Annotated in this window: 7 protein-coding genes; 2 read left to right on the forward strand and 5 right to left on the reverse strand. The window is 69.2% G+C overall.

The window, feature by feature from the left end; all coding sequences use genetic code 11:
* The first annotated feature begins 3 nt into the window (after positions 1-3).
* Positions 4-1,170, forward strand: coding sequence for an alpha-hydroxy-acid oxidizing protein (locus ACIA8C_RS21375; RefSeq protein WP_397137212.1), 1,167 nt, complete (start codon positions 4-6; stop codon positions 1,168-1,170).
* Between the two features lie 53 nt (positions 1,171-1,223).
* Here ACIA8C_RS21375 and ACIA8C_RS21380 read toward each other — a convergent pair whose 3' ends face one another.
* Genes ACIA8C_RS21380 through ACIA8C_RS21400 form a run of 5 tightly spaced genes read right to left on the reverse strand, consistent with a single transcriptional unit; the run spans position 1,224 to position 6,637 of the window.
* Positions 1,224-2,225 (reverse strand): SAM-dependent methyltransferase, encoded by a 1,002-nt coding sequence (locus ACIA8C_RS21380; RefSeq protein ID WP_397137214.1) that lies wholly within the window; start codon positions 2,223-2,225, stop codon positions 1,224-1,226.
* 11 nt (positions 2,226-2,236) lie between these two features.
* On the reverse strand, positions 2,237-3,409 hold the full coding sequence (locus ACIA8C_RS21385; RefSeq protein ID WP_397137216.1) for a pyridoxal phosphate-dependent aminotransferase: 1,173 nt from the start codon (positions 3,407-3,409) through the stop codon (positions 2,237-2,239).
* On the reverse strand, positions 3,406-4,041 hold the full coding sequence (gene leuD / locus ACIA8C_RS21390; RefSeq protein WP_397137218.1) for a 3-isopropylmalate dehydratase small subunit: 636 nt from the start codon (positions 4,039-4,041) through the stop codon (positions 3,406-3,408). The genes ACIA8C_RS21385 and leuD overlap by 4 nt, the downstream gene beginning before the upstream one ends.
* A complete protein-coding gene (gene leuC, locus ACIA8C_RS21395) occupies positions 4,029-5,450 on the reverse strand; it encodes a 3-isopropylmalate dehydratase large subunit (protein WP_397137220.1) in 1,422 nt (473 codons plus the stop codon). The genes leuD and leuC overlap by 13 nt, the downstream gene beginning before the upstream one ends.
* Positions 5,450-6,637, reverse strand: a complete 1,188-nt coding sequence (locus ACIA8C_RS21400) for a LeuA family protein (protein WP_397137223.1) — start codon at positions 6,635-6,637, stop codon at positions 5,450-5,452. The genes leuC and ACIA8C_RS21400 overlap by 1 nt, the downstream gene beginning before the upstream one ends.
* A 274-nt stretch (positions 6,638-6,911) precedes the next feature.
* Between ACIA8C_RS21400 and ACIA8C_RS21405 the strand changes: the two genes are divergently transcribed.
* The gene (locus ACIA8C_RS21405) at positions 6,912-24,827 is read left to right on the forward strand and encodes an amino acid adenylation domain-containing protein (RefSeq protein WP_397137225.1); all 17,916 of its coding nucleotides are present in this window, start codon (positions 6,912-6,914) and stop codon (positions 24,825-24,827) included.
* Position 24,828 lies beyond the last annotated feature (1 nt).

Below are 24,828 nucleotides of genomic sequence, written 5' to 3' on the forward strand. Positions count from 1 at the left end.
GTCATGGCATACGGCGAGCTGACCGGCGAGATCTATCGGGCCGGTGTTTCGGGCACGCGGCCGGAATTACCTACCGACCCAACCAAATTGGCGGCAGTAGCGCGCCGCGTGCTGTCCGAGGAGGTCTTCGGATACATCGCCGGCGCGGCGGGCACCGAGGCCACCGCGGCGGCCAACCGGGCCGCCTTCGAACGCTGGCGGCTGCTGCCGCGGATCCTGCGTGATGTGCGCGAGCGCGACCTCACGGTGGAACTGTTCGGTCACCCGCTGCCCGCGCCGGTGCTGTTGGCGCCGATCGGCTCGCAGGGCCTGGTTCATCCGGCGGGCGAGGTCGAGAGTTCGCTTGCCGCAGCAAAACTCGGGCTGCCGTTCGTGCTCTCCACCGTCAGCTCGGTAAGCCTGGAGGAGGTCGCGGCGGCCGCACCGACCGCGTCCCGCTGGTTCCAGCTGTACTTCCCGTCCGACCGGGACGTGGCGACGTCGCTGGTCGGTCGCGCCGAGGCCGCCGGATACGGTGCCATCGTCGTTACGGTAGACACCCCGGTCGTCGGCTATCGTCCCACCGATCTGGACAACGCGTTCCTGCCGGTGCTGCACGGGCACGGCGCGGTGAATATCGCCGACGACCCGGTCTTCCGGGCCGGACTGCCCGAGCACGCCGACCACGCCGCCGTCATGGCCCGCTGGTCGCAGGTCTTCGCCAATCCCGGACTGTCCTGGGATGATATCCGCTGGCTGCGTGGGCAGACCGGGCTGCCGGTGCTGCTCAAAGGCGTGCTGCATCCGCGAGATGGCCTGCAGGCCAAGAATGTCGGTGTCGACGCAGTGATCGTGTCCACGCACGGCGGGCGGCAGGTGGACGGCACCATCGCCGCACTCGACGCGCTACCGGAGGTCCGCGCCGAGGTCGGCCGTGACTTCCCGGTGCTGTTCGACTCCGGCGTGCGCTCGGGTGTCGACGTCCTCAAGGCGCTCGCCCTCGGCGCGGACGCCATCCTCTACGGTCGGCCATACATCTATGGGTTGGCGCTGGCCGGGCGCCGGGGCGTCGAACACGTATTGCGTTGCCTGCTCGCCGAATTGGATCTCGCACTGGCCACCGCCGGTTACCGTGCGATCGGGGAGCTGACCGAGGAAGCGTTGCGGCACAGCGGCTCACCGGGCCGCTGACGGACAACGCGAGAGCGGGCCGGCCCATGGACCGGCCCGCTCTCGCGTTCCACTCAGTCCGGCTTCTTCGCCAAGATGATCCTGGCCTCCGGCAGTTCGGGCCGAATGACCTGTCGCACTTCGAAACCGGCGTCGGTGAAGGCCCGTCGCCAGCCGTCCTCATCGAGCAGTTTCTGCTCCATCAGCGCCTGGGTGAGCGCGTACTCCGGGGTGAACAGTTCGGGGCTGTCCTTGTCGAACTCGGGCGGGCCGACCTCGGCGGTGAGCATGTGCGCACCCTTGGGCAGGCTCTCCTGGATCTGCCGCAGGTAGGCGACGAGCACGTCGTAGCCGTGCTCGAGCACCTCGTGCAGGAAGAAGAAGGTGATCACCAGGTCGATGTCGTCGATACCCGGCACCGCCTTGAGGTTGCCCGCGTCGGCCTCGATGATCCGGATGCGGTCGCTGAGACCCGCTTTCGACACCTCGCGTTCGGCCTCGGCGCAGGCGTCCGGGCTGATGTCGACGCCCATGCCCGCCACGCCGACCTCATGGCACAGCGAGATCAGGTAGTGGCCGTTGCCGCAGCCGAGATCGGCGATGTGGTGGAACTCGAACTCGCGCACCACATCGGCGACATGCGGCCAGAGGTCCTGCTTGCCGATGATCGCGGAGCCGACCGCGACCCAGCGGACGTTGCGGTCGATGTCCTTGCCGAAGGTCTGCTTGTCGGTGAGCAGATCCGCGAACGCGGTGAGCGCCTCGCCGTAGCCGCCGGTCAGCCACACCAGGTAGCCGCGATCGGCGTGCACGGCGCGGCCGAACTCGGTCAGCCGGTAGCGGTCGCCGTCGTCGGTGCTGACGACGCCGCGCTGGGCCAGGTACTCGAACGTCGCCGTGGTGAGGAATTTGTTCGAGCCGACCTCGCTCGGCCGCAAGCCGGTGGCCGCCAGGTCGTCGAGCACCCCCGCCGACTCCAGCGCGGCGAACAGCGAGCACATGAGGTAGCCCTGCATATAGTCGAAGACACGCCGATCGGTGTCCAAAGTTGTTGTCGCCGAGGATTCGTTCGACATATTGCCTCTCCTTATCGTGCGGTGAAATGGTGGTCTCGGGCCGGATACACCGAAAGCCGGTGCCGGACCTCGTCGAGGGTTTCCAGGCGTCGGTTGAATGCGATGCGGACGAGGTGGGCACCGTCCGCCTCGGTCGCGAAGAAGAACTTTCCCGGCGCGACCATCACCCCGGTTTCCCGCAGCAGGCGGTAGGCGAACGACTCGCAGTCCTCGTCGGTGCACGCCCGGATGTCGGCCATCGTGTAGCACCCGCCGTCCGGTGGCAGGCACCGGAGGCCGAGATCGTCGAAGATCGAGACGACCAGATCCCGTTGCGCACCGAGGTTTTCGGTTGCCCGCAAGAAGCCTGGCTCGGCGGCGGCGCGAGCGACCGCCTCCTGCAACGGTGCTGGGCCGCCACCGCACACCGCCGCGTGCACGCGGCGCATGGCATGGGTCAGCGCGGGACTCGCGCGCAGGTAGCCGATCCGCCACCCGCTCACCGCGTGGCTCTTGGACAGGCTGCCGATCACGATGCTGCGCTCGCGCAGCGCGGGCAGGTCGGCGGCCGACACGTGGTTGGTGCCGTCGTAGACGTAGGACGAGTAGATCTCGTCGGAGATGACGATGGCGTTCCATTGCTCGCAGAGTCGCGCGATCTCGGCGAACTCCGCGCGGGTCAGCAGGTGACCGGTGGGGTTGTTCGGTGTGCAGACCACGATCGCCTTCGTCCGCGGGCCGAACGCGGCCCGCAACTCGGTGCTGTCGAATCGCCAGCCGGGGGCGCGCATGGCGACCAATCGCGGGACGCCGCCCGCCAGGACGATCGCGCTGAGGAAATTCTCGTAGACCGGTTCGAAGACGATGACCTCGTCACCGGGGTCGATGGTGGCCAGCACGGCCGAGGTGAGTGCCTCGCTGGCGCCGACGGTGATGGTCAGCTCGGTGTCCGGGTCGGTCGGCACCGACAGCTCGGCCGAGAGCCGTTGCCGCAGTTCGGCATTGCCCTCCGGCAGCGCGTACTGGTGGTGGCCGTCCCTGAGCGCGGCGCAGGCCAGCTCGATCAGGCCGGGTGGGGTCGCAGGCGCGGCGGGGATGCCGAGGGCGAGGTCGATCACCTCCTGGTCCCGACCCTCGGCGAGCAACCGGAACAGCCCGCTGCGGGCCAGCTTGCCGACCCGCTCGGCCGCCGGGATGCCGGTCATCGTTGCCGCGTCTCGGCGGCGCCGGTGTAGGCCAGCGGCGCGGTCGCGTTGACGCTCGGCAGCCAGTCCAGTCTGGTGCGCTCGTAGGCGCTGATGCGGCTGTCCCGGATGAGCGTCATCGCGATTTCGTCGAGTCCACCGACCAGCAGCCGACGGGCCCGGTGGTCGATGGCGAAGCCGTAACGCAGGGCGGCGCACTGGATTTCCTGACCGACCAGGTCGACGGTGAGTTCGATATCCGGCTCGGCGTCGACCTGGTCGGCGAGTGCGGCGACGGCGGGCGCGGGCAGTTCGACCGGGATGAGGCCGTTCTTCAACGCGTTGCGCCGGAAGATGTCGCCGAAACTGCTGGCGACGACCGCGACGAAACCCCAGTCCCGCAGGGCCCAGACCGCGTGTTCGCGGGAACTTCCGGTGCCGAAATTATGTGCGGCGATGAGGAATTCGGCGTCCGCGCTGGACGGCCGGTTCAGGATGAAGTCCGGCTCGGTGCGCCACTCGGCGAACAGCGCGTCCGCGTAGCCGGTCTTGGTGAGTCGTTTGCAGTACTCGGCCGGGATGATTTGATCGGTGTCGATATCGCCGCGGCGCAGCGTGATACCGCGTCCGGTATGTTGAATCAGCGGCTGCACGATGTCTCCAGTGGGGGCAGATCGCCTGGGGCGGTGAGTTTTCCGGTAATGGCGCTGGCCGCCGCGACCGCGGGTGCGGCCAGATGGGTGCGGACCCCAGCGCCCTGCCTGCCCTCGTAGTTGCGGTTCGAGGTCGACACGCAGCGTGCCGAACCGGTGAGCCGGTCGTCGTTCATGCCGAGGCAGATCGAGCAGCCCGACAATCGCCACTCCGCGCCCGCTTCGATGAAAACCTTGTGCAGGCCCATGTTTTCGGCACGCTGCCGGACTTCGATCGAGCCGGGTACCACGAGCATGCGGACGCCGGGCGCCACCGTGCGGCCGCGCAGCACCTCGGCCGCGGACTCGAGATCCGCCATGCGCCCGTTGGTGCACGAGCCGACGAAGACGGTGTCGATCTCGATCGAGTCCATTCGTGTGCCCGGCTCGAGGCCCATGTAGTCGAGCGCGCGCTCGGCGGCCGCGCGTTGCGCGTCGGTACCCGTCGCTGGGTCGGGCACCCGCCCGCCGATGGGCACGGCCTGGCCAGGGTTGGTGCCCCAGGTGACATACGGGGTCAGCGTCGAGACGTCGATGCGCACCGTTTCGTCGAAGACCGCGTCGAGGTCGGTGCGCAGTGTTTCCCAGTACGCGACGGCATCGTCGAAGTCCTTGCCGTCCGGCATGCCTGGCAGGCCTTGTAAGTACTCGTAGGTTTGTTTGTCCGGCGCAATCATCCCGGCCCGCGCGCCGAGCTCGACGCTCATATTGCACACGGTCATCCGGCCTTCCATCGACATCTGCTCGATGGGCCCACCCCGATACTCGATGACGTGGCCGTGCGCGCCGTTGGCCCCGATGCGTGCGTTCAACGCGAGGACCAGGTCCTTGGGCGTCACGTCCGGCGGCAGTTCGCCGGTGAACTCCACGGCCATGGTGCGCGGCCGGGGAAGTGACAGGGTCTGGGTCGCCAGCACGTGTTCCACGTCGGTGGTGCCGATGCCGAAGGCCAGCGCGCCGAACGCGCCGTGCGTCGAGGTGTGGCTGTCGCCGCAGACCACCGACATGCCAGGCCGGATGAAGCCGCGTTCGGGCGCGACCACGTGCACGATGCCCTGCCTGCGGTCACCGAGGCGGAACAGCTCGATGCCGTGTTCGGCGCAGTTGCGCCGCAACGCCTCGACCTGCTGTTTGCCCATCGGGTCGAGCACGAGCAGCGAGTCGGTCGGTACGTTGTGGTCCTCGACGGCGAGGGTGAGTTCCGGGCGGCGCACCGTGCGCCCGGACAGGCGAAGACCGTCGAACGCCTGCGGCGAACTCACCTCGTGGATCAGGTGCAGATCGATGTAGAGCAGATCCGGCTCGCCGGTGCGGTGGTCGACGAGGTGGCTGCGCCAGACCTTCTCGAAAAGTGTGCTGGCCCCGCCCATCAAGCCGCGCCTCCCGCGGTAGCGGCGTGGGTGGCCAGCATGAGTTCGCTCAGACCGGCCAGGTCGAGGCATTCGCCATTGGACCGGTTGGCGATCTGTTCGGTGTAGACACGGTCGACGAGTTGCTCGTCGACCGGCAAGCCGAGTTCGTCGAGGGCATGGCGCAGCACGGCTCGGCCCGAGTGCCTGCCGACCAGCAGCGAGCGCTGCCTGCCGAACCGGACGGGCTCGATGTACTCGTAGGTGATCGGGGCCCGCAGCATGCCTGCCTGGTGGATGCCTGCCTGGGTGGCGAAGGCGTTGACGCCGAAGATCGCCTTGTTGCGTGGTGGTGTCAATGCGATGGTCTCGCAGAGGATTTCGAACGCGGTGTAGAGGCCCTCCGGCTCGGCCGTTGTGGTCGCGCCGATCGCGTCGCCGTTGTAGGTGAGTACCGCGATCAATTCCTCGAGGGGCGTGTTGCCCGCTCGCTCGCCGATGCCGGCCAGGGTGGTCTGCACCTCGTCGGCGCCGGCCTCGATACCGGCGAGTGCGTTGGCGAGGGAAAGTCCGAGGTCGTCGTGGCAGTGCGTCGACACCACGATTTCCGGCGGAATCCAGGACCGGATGCGGGCGATGAGCCCGCCGTACTGGGTCGGCACCAGGCAGCCGGTGGTGTCCGCGACGGTGATCGAATCAGCGCCTGCCGCAACCGATTCGGTGATCAGCGGCCGGAGCAGCTGGTCGGTACCGCGCGAGGCGTCCTCGATGGCGAGGGTGACGTTGCGTACGCCGAGGGCTTTGGCGTAGCCGATCGCCTCGATGACCTCCGCCTGCGCCTCGTCCTGTTCGACGCCGCGTTTGTGCTTCAGATGGATCTCACTGCCGGTAGCCATGATCTGCAGATGGTGCCCTTCGGTGCCGCCGCAATCGACGGCGATGCGAATGTCCTCGCGCACCGGTCGATTCAGCGTGCCGACAGCGGCGGCGGTCAACGACGACGCCACCATCGCGATCGCCTTCTGGTCACTCGGTGACGAACTCGGGAAACCGGCCTCGACGACGTCGACGCCAAGCGATTCCAGCGCCAGCGCGATATCGAGTTTCTGCTCGGGCCGCATCGCGTTTCCCGGCGCCTGTTCGCCGTCCCGCAGGGTGGTGTCGAAGATTCGTATTCTGCGCAGTGGTAAATCGTCTTGATACAGCACGCTGACCTGCCTTTGCCGGGTGCTTTGTGTCGGCCCCCGATATGACTCCCGTTTATATTTCCCAGCTTGCTGTTCGCATATCAGAGCTGTCAATTGGGCGTGCATCATGTGCGGCGTTCGAGTCATCTGCGGTGTGCCGCACTTGTTTTGGATGCTGTCGGCCGACCTGGCGCTGACGGGCGGTGTCCTGTTGACGGGACGAGATCGCGCCGACCATGGTGCGGCATTACCGTCCCCCATCGTTCTGGCGGGTTCCCGATATTGACTGGCCGCCATGACTGCCGCGAGGGTGGTTAATGCCCACATATGCTCCGGTGGGATCAGCGATGGCGAGGGGGCAATTGTTTTGCGTTCGTTCGGTATTTCGGCGGCCCAGGAAGGCCTGTGGCTGGCGCACAAAATGACGCCCGAGGTTTCCAATAATCCGACCCTGTTATGGGAGATATCGGGTTCGATCGACCTCGACGTTCTCGCCGCCGCGCTGCGCGTGGTATTCGGCGAGACCGAGGCCGTCCTTGTCAATTTCCGGGAGGACGCCGATGGGCTGCGTCAGGTGGTCGGTGCACCGGACCGGCTGGTGCCGTTCGCGATCGATGTCAGCGCGGCCACCGACCCGGACGCGGCGGCGGTCGCGGCGCTGGTCGACGTGGTCGGCGCCCCGTTCGATCTGGCGAACGACCTGCTGTATCGGGTCGGTACCGTCCGGTTGACGTCGACCCGATTCCTGCTCGTCGTGGTTTTCCAGCATCTGGTCGCCGACGGATTCAGCGCCATCACCATGCTCTCGCCGCGGATTGCCGAGGTATACACGGCGCTGCACGACGGACGTGTCGTGCCGCCCGTTCAGTTCGGCGACCCGGAAACGTTGTCCGACACCGATCGCCGGTACCGGGAGTCGGCGCGGTTCAGCGAGGACGCACGATTCTGGCAGGAGTATCTGGCCGGGGACCCGACACCCGCCCAGCTGCCACGCCCGCGCACGGGCCCGTTCGGGCCACTCGACGTCGACCTCGAGCGGCGCGACAGTCCGGCGGACACCAGGGCCGAGCTGGCCGGTGCGATCGGGATGGTCAGCCGCGTCGTCACCATGCCGGGGTTCGACGCCGATCGCTGGGCACAGCTGGCCGACCAGCTCGGTGTGCGGACGACCGCGCTGCTGTCCGCGGCCGTCGCCGTGTTCGCGGGTCGCCGCTGCGGCCTCGACGAGCCGCTGTTCTCGCTCAGTGTCAAGAATCGGCGCGGCGACATAGCGCGGACACCGGGCCTGACGCTGAACCTCGTGCCGATCCGAGTGCGAATTCCCTTGTCCGCGAGCTTCGCCGAGGTCGCGACGGCGGTGGCTGCCGAACAGCGCCGCGTTTTCGCGCACGCCGATCACCACATCACCGATATCCGGCGTGGCATGGGTGCCGCCGGAACGGCGCGCAGCCCGTTCGGTGTCCTGATCAACCTGATGCCCTTCGTCGACGGGCCGGATTTCGCGGGCAATTCCGCGCGGCTTTCGCTCGGACCGTGGGGAATCATCGACGAATTGGTGATCTCGCTGTACTGGGACGGCGGTGCGGACGGCGAATTCCACGTCCGGATGGACGCACCGGCCACCCTGTACAGCGCGGCACAGTTGCGTCATCTCTGCGACGACCTGGTCGAGTTCATCCGCGCGGTCGTCGCCAGGCCCGAGGCTCCGGTCGGCCGGTTGGCGGTGCTGCCGCCCGCGCACGAGGGTTATCTGCTCGGTCGGTTGAACGCAACCGCGCTGCCGACTCCGCAGTTATCCATTCCGGATCTGGTTCGGCGGCAGGCGAATTCGAACCCTCACGCGATCGCCGTTGACGCGGCGGGGACCACACTGACCTACGCGGAGCTCACCGCACGTGCCCGGCGGCTCGCCGCGCTGCTGGCGCGCCAAGGCGTCGGTCGCGAGTCGCTGGTGGCCGTGCTGCTGCCGAGGTCGGTGGACCTGGTGGTCGCGCTGCTCGCGGTGCTCGAGGCGGGCGGCGCCTACGTGCCCATCGATCCGGACTATCCCCCGGAGCGGGTGGCGGCGATGCTCGCCGACGTCCGGCCCGTATCGGTGCTGGCGTCCGCCGCACACGCGGACGTGGTGCCGGATAGCGCGCTGCCGGTCGTGGTGCTCGACCAACTCGGACCCTTGCCTGCGGAGGGGATCAGCGCGGCGGGGTCGGTGGATCGACTGGCCTATGTCATGTTCACCTCGGGCTCGACCGGTGTGCCCAAGAGCGTCGGCGTCACGCATCGCAATGTCGTCGATTTCGTGGTGGATCGGAGCTGGCGCGCGGACTACCAGCGGGTGCTGCTTCGCTCGCCACACACCTTCGACGCGGCCACCTACGAGCTGTGGGTGCCGTTGACGCACGGTGGCCGGGTGGTGATCGCGCCGCCGGGCGAGCTCGACACCGCCACGCTCGCCGAACTGATCGCCGCGCACGCGCTGACCGCGGTGTGCCTGCCCTCGGCACTGCTCGACCTCGTGGTCGAGCAAGACCCCGAATGCCTTGCGGGACTGGGGAAAGTGGTGACCGGCGGGGAGCGCGTGCGACCGGCGACCATCGCGCGCGCATTGCGTGCCTGCCCGGACACGACGTTCGTCAACGTGTACGGGCCGACCGAGGTCACCGTCGGCGCGACCAGTCACTCGGTCGCGGCGGGCACGCCGGTCGGCGACGAACTACCGATCGGGCTGCCCTACGACAACATGCGCGTCTTCGTGCTCGACCATGCGCTGCAACTGGTTCCGCCGGGTCAGCCGGGTGAGCTGTACCTGGCCGGTTCCGGCGTGGCCCGCGGTTACCTCGGGCGGCCTGGGCGCACCGCGGAGCGGTTCGTCGCGTGCCCGTGGGGCGCGGCCGGCGAGCGGATGTATCGCACCGGCGATATCGTCGCGGTGACCGCGCCCGGTGCGCTCGTCTTCCTCGACCGGGCGGACGCGCAGGTCAAGATCCGTGGCTTCCGGATCGAACCGGGTGAGATCGAAGCGGTGCTCGCTACCCATCCTGGGGTCACCGGCGCCGGGGTGGTGACCCGTGCCGACCCGGTCGGCGGGGGAAAGCAGCTGGTGGCCTATGTGGCCACCGTCGGCGAGGTCGGCGTCGCCGAGCTGCGGGCGCATGTCGCGCGGCGGCTGCCGGAGTTCATGGTGCCCGCGGCGTACGGGTTGCTCGACCGGTTGCCGGTCAGCCCGAACGGGAAGCTGGATCGAGCGGCACTGCCCGACCCCGAGGTGGTCCACTCCGCGTACCGGGCGCCGCGGACCGCGGCCGAACAGGCGTTGACGACCTGGTACGCCGAACTGATCGGGCTCGACCTGGTCGGCATCGACGACAACTTCTTTGTGCTCGGCGGGAATTCGCTGCTCGCGGTGCGGCTGGTCAATCGGATTCGCGCCGAGCTCGGTGTCGAGATCTCGATCGGTGCCGTGTTCGAGGAACCGAAGGTCGCCGATCTCGCGCGGCGGCTGGCCGAGGGGCGTCCGGTACGTCCGGCGCTGACACCGAGGCCGCGCCCGGACCGGGTGCCGCTGTCGTTCGCGCAGCGCAGGCTGTGGTTCCTGCACCGGCTGGGCAAACCGACCGCGACCTACAATGTGCCGACCGTGTTCCGGCTCGCCGGCCCGCTGGATACCGCCGCGCTCGCCGTCGCACTGCGGGATGTGGTCGGCAGGCATGAGGCGTTGCGGACGCTGGTCGCCGAGGACTCCGACGGTATCGGCTACCAGTTCGTGGTTCCGGCGGCCGAGGTGGTGCTCGAGGCGCCGGTCGTGCCGGTGTCGCCCGAATCGGTCGCCGACGCGGTGACCGAATCCGCGCGCCGACTGTTCGACCTCACCGGTGACCTGCCGGTGCGGGCCGAGGTGTTCCGGGTCCGGGCCGACGAACATCTGCTGGTTCTGGTGCTGCATCACATCGCCGCCGACGGCGAATCCGTGGTGCCACTCGGCCGGGACCTGTCGACCGCCTACGCGGCGCGCTGCGCCGGCCGTGCGCCCGACTGGGCCGAACTGCCGGTGCAGTACATCGATTACACGCTCTGGCAGCACGAATTGATGGCCGAGGCGTCCGACGAGGACAGTGTGATCGGGCGTCAGCTCGGCTACTGGCGCCGGGAGTTGGTCGACCTGCGGCAGCCGCTGCGGCTGCCCACCGACCGTCCTCGACCGGCGACGGTCAGCAATCGCGGTGCCGTGCTCGACTTCGCTATCGACGCCGAGCTGCGGGCCGGGTTGGCGAACCTCGCCGACGCGCGCGGCGTGACCGAGTCGATGGTGCTGCAAGCCGCCCTGTCGGTGCTGCTGTATCACCTCGGCGGTGGTGCCGACCTCACGATCGGTTCGCCCGTCGCGGGGCGGACCGACGAGGCGCTGGCGGATCTGGTCGGGTTCTTCGTCAACACCTGGGTGCTTCGGCTGCGGCTGGCCGCCGGTCTCTCGTTCGCGGCGCTGCTCGCCCAGGTGCGCGATAAAGCGTTGGCCGCGTACGACAATCAGGACGCGCCGTTCGACCGCGTCGTCGAGTTGGTCAACCCGGATCGTTCGCTGGCGTATCACCCGCTGTGTCAGGTGATGTTCGCCTGGCAGGAGGCTCTGGAAGGGTTCGAGCTCGCCGGGGTGCGCGCGGAATGGGAACTCGTAACCACCGGGACGGCCAAGTTCGATCTGCATGTCAACGTGGTGCCCGAGGCGGGCGGTGGGTTGCGTGGCAGCGTCGAATACGCGACCGACCTGTTCGACCGGGACAGCGTGCGGCGCATCGCCGGATGGTTCGTCCGGGTCCTTCGTCAGGTGCTCGCCGAGCCGACCCGGCCGATCGGTGCGGTCGAGCTGTTCGGGCGTGGCCGGACCGTTGGCGGTCCCGTGCTGACGTTCACGCATGGCCCGGCCGAAACGGACTCGCTCGGACCGGCCTTGTCGACGGTCCGCCGCGATGACGGCATCGTGGACAGCGCCAGGATCCGCGTGCTCGGGCCGGGGTTGAACGTCCTGCCAGCAGGGGCGGTCGGCGAGGTCTATGTAGCGACCGAGGTGACTCGCGGCCATCCGGGCGATCCCGGTCGTACCGCGCGGTGGTTCGTCGCGGATCCCTTCGGCCCCAACGGGTCTCGGATGTACCGAACCGGGGACCTGGCGTGCTACGACAAGGACGGGCGGCTGGAGTATGCCGGGCGGGCCGATGAGCGGGTCAGGCTGGACGGTCTGCTGATCGATGTGGCCGAGGTGGAGGCCGCGTTGATCGCCCATCCTGGTGTGGCGAGCGCCGCGGTGGTGGCGCGCGAGGACCGTTGCGGCGAACAGCGATTGGTTGGCTACGTGGTGCCGGTCGCGGCGGCCGGCGCCGGTGCGGCGGACGTGGAACTCACCGTCGACCTCGGCGCCGATTTCTCCACCGCCGACCTCAGGACCTTGGTGGCCCGGCGATTACCCGCCGCCATGGTGCCCTCGGTGATCGTGGTGCTGGACCGGCTGCCGGTCACCGCGACCGGGGAAACGGATCGGGCGGCGCTGCCCGAGCCGGACGCGGTCGGCGGGTCCTACCGCGAACCGGTCTCGGCAACTGAGCAGGTGCTGGCCCAGATTTTCGCCGAGGTGCTCGGGCTGGACCGGGTCGGTGTCGACGACGACTTCTTCGCCATCGGGGGCGAGAGCATCCGGTCCATTCAGGTGGCCGTCCGCGCACGGACCGCCGGTATCGCGATCAACACCCGCCAGGTGTTCGAACACCGGACGGTCGCCCGCCTCACCGAAGTCGCGGGCATCGTCGAATCCGCCACCGAAACGGCCGAGCCGGATGATGACGCGACGGGCTGGGCACCGCTGTTACCGGTCGCCCGGTATGTCCGCGAATTCGGCGGCAGCTGGGCGGGTTTCGGGCAGAGCGTGCTGCTCGCGCTCCCGCCGGACGCGGACGGCGCGGGGATCGCGGCGACGGTGACCGCGGTGCTCGACCGGCACGCGGTGCTGCGCACCCGGTTGGTGGACGAACCGCAGGCCGGTCTCGTCGTCGACGAGGTCGCGAACGCGGATGACCTGATCCGGCGCATCGAGTGGGACGGTGGCTGGACGGGCGACGCGTGGGACCAGCTGTTGACGCGCGAACTGCACACGGCGGCAGCGCGATTGGCGCCGATGGACGGGGTGATGGCGCGGATCGTCTGGTTCCACTCGAGTACGTCGCCGGACCGGTTGCTGCTGGTACTGCACCACCTGGTCGTCGATGTCGTGTCGTGGCAGATCCTGCTGCCCGACCTCGCCGCCGCATGGGAGCAGGTGCGGGCCGGTCGCGCGGTCGAGCTGGCACCGGCCACCACCTCGGTACGGCGGTGGTCGCACGCGCTCGTCGAGGAGGCCGCGCGGCCGAGCCGGACCGCCGAAGTTCAACTGTGGCACGACATGCTGACCGGACCCGACCCGCTGATCGGCACCAGGCCACTCGACCCCGCCATCGACCTGATGTCGACCGTGCAGAGCGTCAGCGTCGAACTTTCCGCCGACGACACCACCGCGCTGCTCACCGAACTCCCCGCCGCGTACCGCTGCGGCGCCAACGACGGAATGCTGGCCGCGCTCGCGGTGGCGGTCCGGCTGTGGCGCGGCATCGGCGACACCTCCGTGCTGGTGCGCGTCGAAGGCCACGGGCGCGAGGAACAGATAGTCGCCGGTGCCGACCTCTCCCGCACGGTCGGGTGGTTCACCAGCGTGTTTCCCGTCCGGCTCGAGGTCGGCATCGCCGACCCCGAGGAGGTGCTTTCCGGCGCCGCGGCGCCGGGCAAGCTGCTCAAGTCGATCAAGGAGCAACTGCTCGCGATCCCCGACAAGGGGATTGGCTACGGGATGTTGCGTTACCTGAACCCGGCGACCACGGACACGCTCGCGCAGTGCCCGGCCGGGCAGATCTCCTTCAACTACATCGGTGGATTCATCGCGGGCGCCGCACCCGCGGCGGCGCGTGCGGTCGGCTGGTGGCCCGCGCCCGAAGCCGCTGCGCTCTCGGCGCCGACCGCGCCGGAGTTGCCTGCGGCGTCCGCGCTCGACGTGACCGCGGCGGTCGTGGATGCCAAGGGCGAGCGGCGTTTACGTGTCACCTTCGGCTTTCCGAGTGGCGTGCTGTCCCACGATGACGTGCGTGAACTGGCGCGGTGGTGGCAGCAGGCGGCGTCGGGGCTGGTGCGGCATCTCGATTCGCCGGACGCGGGCGGTCTCACCCCGTCGGACATCGCGCTGGTCGAGGTCGGCCAGCCGGACATCGACGCGTTGCAGGCCCGCTACCCGGGGCTCGTGGATATCTGGCCGCTGACGCCCCTGCAGTCCGGGCTGCTGTTTCACGCCTCGATGGTCGACTCCAACTTCGACCCCTACCGGGTGCAACTGGTCTTTCATCTCGCGGGTGAAGTCGACGCGGACCGGATGCGGGCGGCCGGTCAGGCCCTGCTCGACCGGCACGCCGGGCTGCGGGCCGGGTTCGCCACCGGCGCCGATGGCGAACCGGTGCAGGCCGTCGTCGCCGGGGTGCGGCTGCCGTGGCAGGAGCTCGATCTGCGCACCGCGTCCGCCGCGGCGCGCGCCGCCGAACTCGACCGGTTCTTGGCCGATGACCTGGACAGTCCCTTCACGCTGGACACGCCGCCGCTGATGCGGATCGCACTGGTGCACACCGAGACCGCGCGGGCGGAGCTGGTGCTCACCTCGCATCACCTGCTGGTCGACGGCTGGTGCCTGTCGATCCTGCTGCGCGAGTTGTTGAGCCTCTACAGCGCCGGCGGTGACCCGCGGGCGCTGCCTCGGCCGCGCGATTTCAGCCGCTACCTGTCCTGGCTCGCCGAACAGGACCACGACCTCTCGATGCAGGAGTGGGCCGAGGAGTTGGACGGCGTCGAGGAACCGACGCTGCTCGCCGCGCACGCGGCGGCGCGACCGATGCAGGAACAACCGCGACGATCCCCGATCGGGGTGGCCGAGGTACCGCTGTCCACCGCCGCCGCACAAGCACTTTCGTCGCGTGCGGCGGAACTCGGCGTGACGGTCAACACCGTGCTGCAGGGCGCGTGGGGACTGCTGCTCGCCGAGCTGACCGGCCGGGCCGACGTGCTGTTCGGCGCGACCGTTTCGGGCAGGCCACCGGCTATCACCGGTGTCGACGGCATCGTCGGGATGTTCGTGAACACCGTGCCGGTTCGGGTGCGGTGCAAGCCATCCGACACCGTGGCCCAGTTCCTGGCCCGCTTGCAGAACCAACAGGCCGCGCTGCTGGAGCACCACCACATCGGACTCACCGACCTGCGACAGCTCACCGGACTCGATGAACTGTTCGACACCCTCGTCGCGTTCGAGTCATATCCGATGGACCGGATCGGGATCAGCGACGCGCGCACCGACGCGGGGATCGAAGTGACCGGCATCCGGCCGCTCACCGGCACCCACTATCCGGTGACGGTGGTGGCGACACCCGATCCACACCTGCGAATCGCGTTGCAGTACCAGCGAAATCGGTTCGATCGGGCCGGCGCCGATGACATCGCGACACGGTTCGCGCGGGTGCTCGGCTGGCTGGCCGGTGCGCCGGATCGGCGGCTGGCCACGCTGGACCTGTTGACCGGGGCCGAGCACGACCGGCTGTCGCGGTACAACGACACCGCGGCGCCCTGCTCCGCGATGACGATGCCGGAACTGGTCGAACGGCAGACTGCCAGGACACCCGACGCGGTCGCGGTCGTCGACGGCTCGGCGACATTGACCTACCTCGAGCTGAACGCACGGGCAAACCTGTTGGCGCACAGTCTTATCGAGAACGGCGTGGGCCGGGAGAGCGTTACCGCGGTCGCGCTGTCGCGATCGGCCGAATTGGTCATCGCGATCCTGGCGGTGCTGAAAGCGGGCGGCGCCTACTTGCCGATCGATCCAGAATTCCCCGGTGCGCGACTGGAGTTCGTCCTTCGTGACGCCGAACCGCTGCTCATCCTCACCGACGCGCGGACGATATCGATGCTGCCCGACACGGAGATACCGAGACTGTCCATCGAGGAGATCGCCGCGGGACGCGATGACGATCCTGTCCGTAATGCGTTGCCGGACAACCTCGCCTACCTCATGTACACCTCCGGATCGACCGGGACACCCAAGGGTGTCGCGATCACGCACGGCAACGTCGTCAACGGTGTCGCCCAGCTGGTCGACCGCCTCGGTGTGCCCAAGGGTTGGCGGATGCTCGCGGGCACCTCCATCGGCTTCGACGTGTCGGTATTCGAGATGTTCACTACGCTGAGTACCGGCGGCTGCGTCGAGGTGGTCAGGGACGTGCTCGTACTAGGCGAGCGGCCGAACTGGACGGGCGGTGTGATCAGCACGGTCCCTTCGGCTTTCGGCGAACTCACCGATCGGCTGGCCGACCGGATCGAGACCGATGCGGTGGTGTTCGCGGGCGAGGCGTTGCCGTCGGCGCTGACCGCGCGCGTCCGCGCCGCACTGCCCGGTGTGCGAATGATCAACGCGTACGGCCAAAGTGAGACCTTCTACGCCACCGCCTTCGCCTTGGCGGCGCACGAGACACCGTCGGCCGAGGGCAGCGTGCCGATCGGCAGTCCGCTCGGCAACGTCCGGGTGTATGTGCTGGGCCCGGCGCTGCGGCCGGTGCCGCCGGGCGTGGTCGGCGAAATGTACGTGGCGGGCGCGAGTATGGGCCGCGGTTATCACCGAGCCGCCGGACCAAGCGCGAGCCGGTTCGTCGCCGACCCGTTCGGTCTTCCCGGTGCCCGCATGTACCGCACCGGCGATCTCGGCCGGTGGACCGCCGACGCGGTGCTCGAGTATGCCGGTCGCGCGGATACGCAGATCAAGATCCGCGGCTACCGGGTCGAGCCCGCCGAGGTCGAGGCGGCGCTCGCCGAGCACCCGTCGGTCCGGCAGGCGGTCGTCGTCGCCGACCACACCGGCTCGGCGGCGCGGTTGGTCGGGTACGCGGTGCTCGGCGACCCGACGTCCCCCGACGAGTTGCGGGCGTTCGTTGCGCAGCGGCTGCCGGCGTTTCTGGTGCCCGCCGCGGTAGTCGTGGTCGAGCGATTCCCCTTGACCCCCAGCGGAAAGCTGGATCGCCGGGCCCTGCCGGCACCGGAATTCGCAGGTACCAGATACCGGGCGCCACGCACGCCGAACGAGCATGCGCTGGTAGCGCTGTTCGGCGAGGTGCTCGGTGTCGAACGGGTCGGCATCGACGACGACTTCTTCGCACTCGGCGGCCATTCGCTGCTCGCCACCCGCCTCGTCGGCCGGATCAGGGCCGAGCTCGGCGTCGAGGTGCCGATCCGGACCGTTTTCGACGCGGCGACGGTGGCCCGGCTGGCGAGCGGGCTCGGTGCCGGATCGCGAATCAGGCCCGCGCTCGTGCGCGCGGCGCGGCCCGAATCGGTGCCGTTGTCGTTCGCCCAGCGGCGCATGTGGTTCATCGATCGCTTCGAAGGGCCTTCCGCCACTTACAATCTCGTGCTCGCCGTGCGCCTGCACGGGGTGCCGGACACGACTGCGCTCGGTTCGGCGATCCAGGACGTGATCGGTCGGCACCAGACCCTGCGGACCTTGATCGTCGAGGAAGAGACCGGCGCGGCGGCGTCGCGCGTACTGCCCGTCGAGGATGTGCCGCAATGCCTTTCGGTCATCCCGGTGGCCGAGCAGGAGCTGTCCGGCGCCGTCGCCGCCGTCGCGGCGCACGAGTTCGACCTGTATGCCCGCATCCCGATGCGCGCCGAGTTGCTGCGCGTCGCTCCTGACGAACACGTGCTCGTCCTGGTAATCCACCACATCGCTGCGGACGGTGGGTCCGCGGCGGCGTTGACCCGCGACCTGTCACGGGCTTACACGGCGCGGCTGGCGGGACGGACACCCGATTGGCCGGAACTGCCTGTGCAGTACGCGGATTACGCGCTCTGGCACGCCGAAATGCTCGGCGACGAGGCTGATCCAGACAGTCTGCTCGCCGAACAGTTCGGCTACTGGCAGCGGGAACTGGCGAATGTGCCCGCGCCTCTCGCGCTCCCGACGGACCGCCCCCGCCCGCCGGTCGCGAGCCATCGCGGCGGCCGGGTGCATTTCACCATCGACCCCCAGGTGATGGCCGATGTGGACACCGTCGCACGCCGCGCCGGTGCCACCGCGTCCATCGTGCTTCAGTCGGCCCTGTCCGTACTGCTGCATCAGCTGGGGGCAGGCACCGACATCACGATCGGTTCGCCGATCGAAGGCCGGACCGATGCGGCCCTCGTCGACCTGGTCGGGTTCTTCGTCAACACCTGGGTGCTCCGGGTCGGCCTGGACGGGAACCCTCCGTTCGCCGAGCTGCTCGATCAGGTGCGCGACAAGGCGATGGCGGCCTACGACAACCAGGACGCCCCCTTCGAGCGGTTGGTCGAGTTGCTCAACCCCGAGCGGTCGACCGCGTATCAGCCGCTGTTCCAGGTGATGTTCGCCTGGCAGAACACGGCGCCGTTCGCGCTCGACCTCCCCGGCCTTCGGGTCGAGCAGGAGGCGACCCCGCCGGTAGCCGCCAAGTTCGACCTGCTCGTCAACCTCACTCCCGATCCGGAGACCGGCGGTGCGATCGGTGTGCTCGAATACGCGACGGACCTGTTCGACCACGACACCGTCGCACTGATCGCCACGCGCTATGGGCGGGTGCTGCGCCAGGTCGTCGCCGATCCGGCGCGGCGGATCGGCGCGGTCGAGATCATGGACGCGGCCGAACGCGAGCGAATGGTGCAGGGCCGCAACCAGACCGCGGCACCGCTGCCCCCGGTGACCGTCGTAGACCTGTTCGAACGCCGGGTCGCCGAGATGCCCGGCGCGCTCGCCTTGGTGTCGGCCGGCGCCGAGCTCACCTACCGAGAGCTCGCCGATCGGGCCGTCCGGGTCGCCAATGCGCTGCGCGACAGGGGAGTTGGCCCCGAGACCTTGGTGGCCGTCGCGCTGCCGAGGACGCCGGACCTGGTGGTCGCCCTGCTTGCGGTGCTGATGGCCGGTGGCGCCTATGTACCGATCGACCCGGCGTATCCGAGCGGGCGGCTCGACCACGTGCTGACCGAGGCGAGTCCCAGGTTGATCCTCAGCGACGCCGACACGGCGGAAGTGTTGCCCGCCACCACTATTCCCGTAGTGCACCTCACTGAGCTGCGCGGTGCGACAGACCGGCGTCCGGTGCCGATCCGGCCGCATAGCCTGGCGTACGTGATGTACACGTCCGGGTCGACCGGCATCCCGAAGGGCGTCGCGATCACGCACGAAAGCGTCGCCAACGGGCTGCTCGCGCTGATCTCCACGGTGGGCGTGACGCGCGAAACCCGGACGTTCGCAGGCACCTCGATCAACTTCGACGTCTCGCTGTTCGAGCTGTTCACCACCCTGTGCGCGGGCGGGATCGTCGAATTGGTCCGTGACGTACTCGTGCTCGGCGAACGCGACGACTGGACCGGTGGCGTGCTCAGCACCGTGCCCTCGGTGCTGTCCGGGCTCATCGGGCAACTCGCAGGCAAGATCGACGTGGACACCATTGTCTTCGCGGGTGAGGCCTTGCGCTCCGGGCTGGTGCGTAGCGTGCGCGACGCGCTGCCCGGCACCCGGCTGATCAACGCGTACGGGCAGAGCGAATCCTTCTACGCCAGCGTGTTCGAGATCCAGGAGCTCGGCGACGTCGCGAACACCGGCGCGGTGCCGATCGGTCGCCCTCTGGCCAACATGCGGATGTATGTGCTCGGTGCGGGTTTGGCGCCGGTGCCGGTCGGCGTGGTCGGCGAGCTGTACGTCGGCGGTCTCGTCGGCCGCGGCTACCACGGTCGCGGCGGGCTCACCGCCGAGCGGTTCGTCGCCGATCCGTTCGGCACCGCGGGTGCGCGGATGTACCGCACCGGCGACCTGGCCCGCTGGAATGCCTTGGGGCAGTTGGAGTACGCGGGCCGCGCCGACAGTCAGGTCAAGGTGCGCGGTTTCCGGATCGAGCCCGGCGAGATCGAGGCGGTCCTCACCGCGCACCCGGCGGTGACCCAGTCGGTCGTGGTCGCCAGGGACAACCCGAGCGGCGGTCGGCGGCTGGTCGGCTACGTCGTCGCGGGAACGACCGGCGTGCACGACGATGTCGACCTGACGGCCGGTGTCTCGGCGGCGGAGCTGCGCGGTTTCGTGTCGGCTCGGCTGCCCGACTACCTGGTGCCGTCGGCGTTCGTGCTGCTCGACCGGTTGCCGCTGGCGGTGAACGGGAAGCTGGACCGAAACGCGTTGCCCGAGCCCGGGTTCGGCGGCGGCTCGTACCGGGCGCCGGATTCGGTCGAGGAGCGCCTCTTGGCCGGGGTGTACGCCGAGGTGCTCGGCCTGGACGAGGTTGGTGCCGATGACGACTTCTTCGCCGTCGGCGGGGACAGCATCCGCTCGATCCAGGTGGTCGCCCGCGCGCGGGCGTTGGGTATCGACCTCACGCCCCGCCAGGTGTTCGAGTGCCGGACCGTCGCCATGCTTGCCGACGCCGTGGTGTTGGACCGGAAGGACGGCGGCCGACCGGTCCTGCCGGAGCTCGACGGGGGCGGCGTCGGCCGGCTACCGCTGCCGCCCGCGGCGCGGCATCTGCTCGAACTCGGCGGCGGCTACAACCGGTTCGCCATGTCGATGGTGGTGCGGTTGCCCGGCGAGATCACCTGGGACGGTCTGGTCGCCAGCCTGACGGCCGTCGTCGAGCGACACGACATGCTGCGATCCCGGTTGGTGACCGGACCGGACGCGGGTCTGGTCGTCGACCCGCCGGACTCGATGGACCTCGCCCGGCTGGTCCGGTGCGCCGACTGGCATCCCGAGCAGTCGTGGGACGACCGCATTCGCGACGAATTGGATACCGCTGCGGGCGAACTCGACCCCGCCGCCGGAGTGATGGCGCGGTTCGTCCGGCTGGGTGAGCCGGACGGGCCGGGCTGGCTGCTGCTGGTGCTGCACCACCTGGTGGTCGACGGCGTGTCCTGGCGCATCCTGCTGCCCGATCTCGCGGCCGCGTGGGAACGGGTGCGCGACGAGCGGCCGGTCGCGTTGCCGAGCGTGACGACCTCGGCACGGCGCTGGTCGCACGCACTGGTGGACGAGGCCGCCCGGCCCGAACGAATTGCCGAATTGGCTTTGTGGCGAACCATTTTGAGCGGAACCGATCCGCTGATCGGGTCGCGGCCGCTCGACCCCGCGGTGGATGTGGCGGCCACGGTCGAGACGGTGCGGGTCGAGCTACCGGCGTCGACGACGAAGGCGTTGCTGACCGCGGTGCCCTCGGCGTTTCACGGCAGTGTCGAAGACGGGCTGCTCGCCGCGCTCGCGGTCGCGGTGCGTGCATGGCGTGGCACCGAGGACAGCTCGGTACTGCTGCGGCTGGAAGGGCACGGCAGAGCGGAACAGGTGGTGCCCGGTGCCGACCTTTCGCGCACGGTCGGTTGGTTCACCAGCATGTTCCCGGTTCGGCTCGATATCGCGGGCGTCGAGATCGCTGAGGTGCTCGACGGCGGCGCCGCGGTCGCCGGTCTGGTCAAGTCGATCAAGGAACAGCTGCTGGCGATTCCGGACAAGGGCATCGGCTACGGCCTGCTGCGCTACCTCAACCCGGAGACGGCGGCCGAGCTCGCTTCGCTTCCTGGGCAACAACTCGGGTTCAACTATCTCGGTCAGCTCGCCGTCAGCGATTTGCCGTCGGCCGCAAGGGAGGCCGGCTGGCAGGCCATCCCCGGCATCGGGGCGCCGCGCCCGGACGCGGACCTGCCCGCGATGTCGGCGCTGGAAATCGCCTCCGCCGTCACCGATTCCGATGGGGGACCGCGGCTGTCCGCCGTGTTCAGTTACGCGGCAGGGGTGCTCACGCAGGCGCGGGTTCGGGCGCTCGCGGAGCTGTGGTGTGCTGTGCTGACCGGGTTGGCCGGACACGTGGCGCGACCCGGCGCCGGTGGACTGACACCCTCCGACCTTGCCCTGGTATCGGTCGGCCAACCCGAAATCGACTCCTGGGAACGGGATTACCCGGGAGTCACCGATGTATGGCCGACCACCCCGACCCAATCCGGTCTGCTGTTCCACAGCGAGCTGGCCGGTGACTCGTTCGACGCTTACCACATGCAGCTGGTGTTGCACCTGTCCGGCGCGGTCGATCCGGCGCGGATGCGGGCGGCGGGCCAGGCCGTGTTGCGGCGTTATCCGAATCTGCGGACCGCGTTCGTGCAGGATGCCGCGGGCGGTGCGGTGCAGATCGTGCTGAACGACGTCGAATTGCCCTGGCACGACCTGGATTTGACCGAACTCGCCGAAGACGCGCGTGCCGAGGCGTTCGAACGGCTGCTTGTCCGAGACCACGCCACCCACTTCGATCCCGCGGTCCCGCCATTGCTGCGGATGACGTTGGTACGGATGGGATCACAGCAGGCGGAGTTGGTGCTCAGCGTCCACCACGCGCTGTTCGACGGCTGGTCGCTGCCGTTGCTGATGGCGGAGTTGTTGCGCCTCTACGGATCAGGCGGGGACCCGGCAGGACTGACGAGGGCGCGTCCGTACCGCGATTTCCTGGTCTGGTTGGCCGAGCGGGACGCCGCGGCGTCGGCCGAGGCCTGGGCGGCCGAGCTCGCCGGGCTGGACGAGCCGACCATGCTGCTCGCCGGGGCCAGGCAAGGCGCAATAGGGGGCCGGCCCGCCCAGGCCGAGGTCGTGCTGCCCATCGAGACCGCTCGTGAGGTATCAAGGCGCGCAGCGGAACTCGGTATTACAGCGAATACGGTCGTGCAGGCCGCGTGGGCGATCGTGCTCGGCCAGCTGACCGGACGAGCCGATGTGGTGTTCGGCGCCACCGTCTCCGGTCGCCCGGCCGCGCTGACCGGTGCCGACGCCATGATCGGGTTGTTCATCAACACGCTGCCGGTGCGGGTGCGCTGCACGCCGGGGCGCACGCTCGCCGAACTGCTCACCGACCTGCAGAATCGGCAGGCGGCTCTGATGGATCACCACCACCACGGGCTCGCCGATATCCAGCAGGCGGCCGGACTCGGCAACCTGTTCGACACCCTGGTGGTGTTCGAATCCTTCCCCGTCGACCGCACCGGTCTCGCCGACGCGCATACGGCGGCGGGGGTCTCGATCACCGGAATCCGCTCGCAGACCGGCACCCACTATCCGCTGATGGTGGTGGCCGATACGGCGCCCTACCTGCGCGTTGTCCTGCAATACCAGGACAACTTGTTCGACGAGCACGAGGTAGGCAACATCGCGGCCCGGATGGCCAGGGTGCTCGGCCAACTCGCGACCGACCCCACCGTGCCGATCAGCCGGGTGGACACCCTGGACCCGATCGAGCGGGAGCTGGTGCTGCGCAAGCTCAACGACACCGAGGTGCCGCTCCCGCCGCTGACCTACCCCCAACTGTTCGAACGCCAGGTCGCCGCGACGCCGGACGCGCTGGCCGTGCTCTGCGGCGACGTCAGCCTGACCTACCTGGAGCTGAACGCGCGGGCAAATCGACTGGCCCGCTGGCTGATTCGGCACGGCGTCGGCCCCGAGCGGCGGGTTGCGCTTGCGTTGCCGAGGTCGGCGCAGGTCGTGGTGGCGATGCTCGCGGTGCTCAAGGCGGGCGGCGCGTACCTGCCGGTCGACCCGGACTATCCGCTCGACCGGGTGCGGTACATGATCGTCGACGCAGCACCGGTGGCGGTACTCACCGACACCGCGACGGCGCCGGTGCTGCCGGAGACGGACGTGCCGTTCCTGTTCATCGATGACGCGACGGATGCGGGCACGGCCACCGCCGCGAACCTCTCCGATGCCGATCGTGGCGGCCTGCTCCGCCCGGCCAACCTGGCCTACCTGGTGTACACCTCCGGTTCGACCGGACGCCCGAAAGGCATTGCCACCACGCATCGCAACATGGTCAACGGCGCCATCGCGATGGCCGCGCTGCTCGGCGACAAACCGGCGCCGCGCTCGCTCGTCAGCACGTCGGTATCGTTCGATGCCTCGGTATTCGAGATCTTCACCGCGCTCAGCGTCGGCGGCAGCGCCGAGGTGATCCGCGATGTGCTTGCCCTCGGCGAGCTCGACCGGTGGTCGGGCGGGGTGATCACCACGGTGCCTTCGGCATTCGAGGAGGTGCTCAATCACGCGCGCACCGAGATCGCCGCGGACACCATCGTGCTCGGCGGTGAGCCGTTGACCTCGGCGATGGTCGAGCGCACCAGAACCGCCGTACCCGGCGTCCAGGTCATCAACGGCTACGGGCCGACCGAGACGTTCTACGCGACCGCCTTCCCCGTCCCCGACGCCGGGAACGGCACGGCGGCAGCGGATTCCGTGCCGATCGGCCGGCCACTTGCCAACGCGCGGATGTATGTGCTCGACGCGTGGCTGCGGCCGGTCCCGACCGGCGTCGTCGGCGAGTTGTACATCGCCGGTGCCGGTTTGGCGCGCGGATACCTCGGACGGCCAGGGCTGACCGCGGCACGGTTCGTCGCCGACCCGTTCGGTTCGGACGGGTCGCTGTACCGCACCGGTGATCTGGTGCGATGGACCGCGGCGGGGGTACTCGAGTACTCCGGGCGTGTCGACGACCAGGTGAAGGTGCGGGGTTTCCGCATCGAACTAGGGGAGGTCGAGGCCGCGCTCACCGCGTATCCCGGTGTGGCACAGGCCGTTGTGGTGGCGCGCGAGTTCGCCGGTGCCGGTGGCAAACGATTGATCGGCTACGTGGTGCCCGAGGCAACGGGCACCGCGCTGGACGGTGCGGCGGTGCGTCAGTTCGTCAACGAGCGGCTGCCCGACTTCATGGTGCCCGCGCTGGTGGCGGTGATCGATGCCCTGCCGCTGACCCTGAACGGGAAGCTCGATCGTAAAGCGCTGCCCGAGTTGGATTTCGCGTCCGCGATGCAGTATCGACCCCCGCGTGATCAGCGGGAGCGGGCGCTGGCGGCGCTGTTCGGCGAGGTGCTCGGCGTCGAGCGCGTCGGCATCGACGACGACTTCTTCCTACTCGGCGGCCATTCGCTGCTCGCCACCCGGCTGATCGGCCGGATGCGCGGGGAGTTGGGCGTCGAGCTGCCGATTCGCCTGGTGTTCGAATCCCCGACCGTCGCCGGGCTGGCGGGCCGCCTGGACAGCGCCGCCCCATCGCGCAGGCCCAAGCTGCGCAGAATGACCGAGGAGTGAC

It is taken from the genome of Nocardia sp. NPDC051321 (assembly GCF_044455225.1).
Classification (GTDB): Bacteria; Actinomycetota; Actinomycetes; order Mycobacteriales; family Mycobacteriaceae; genus Nocardia.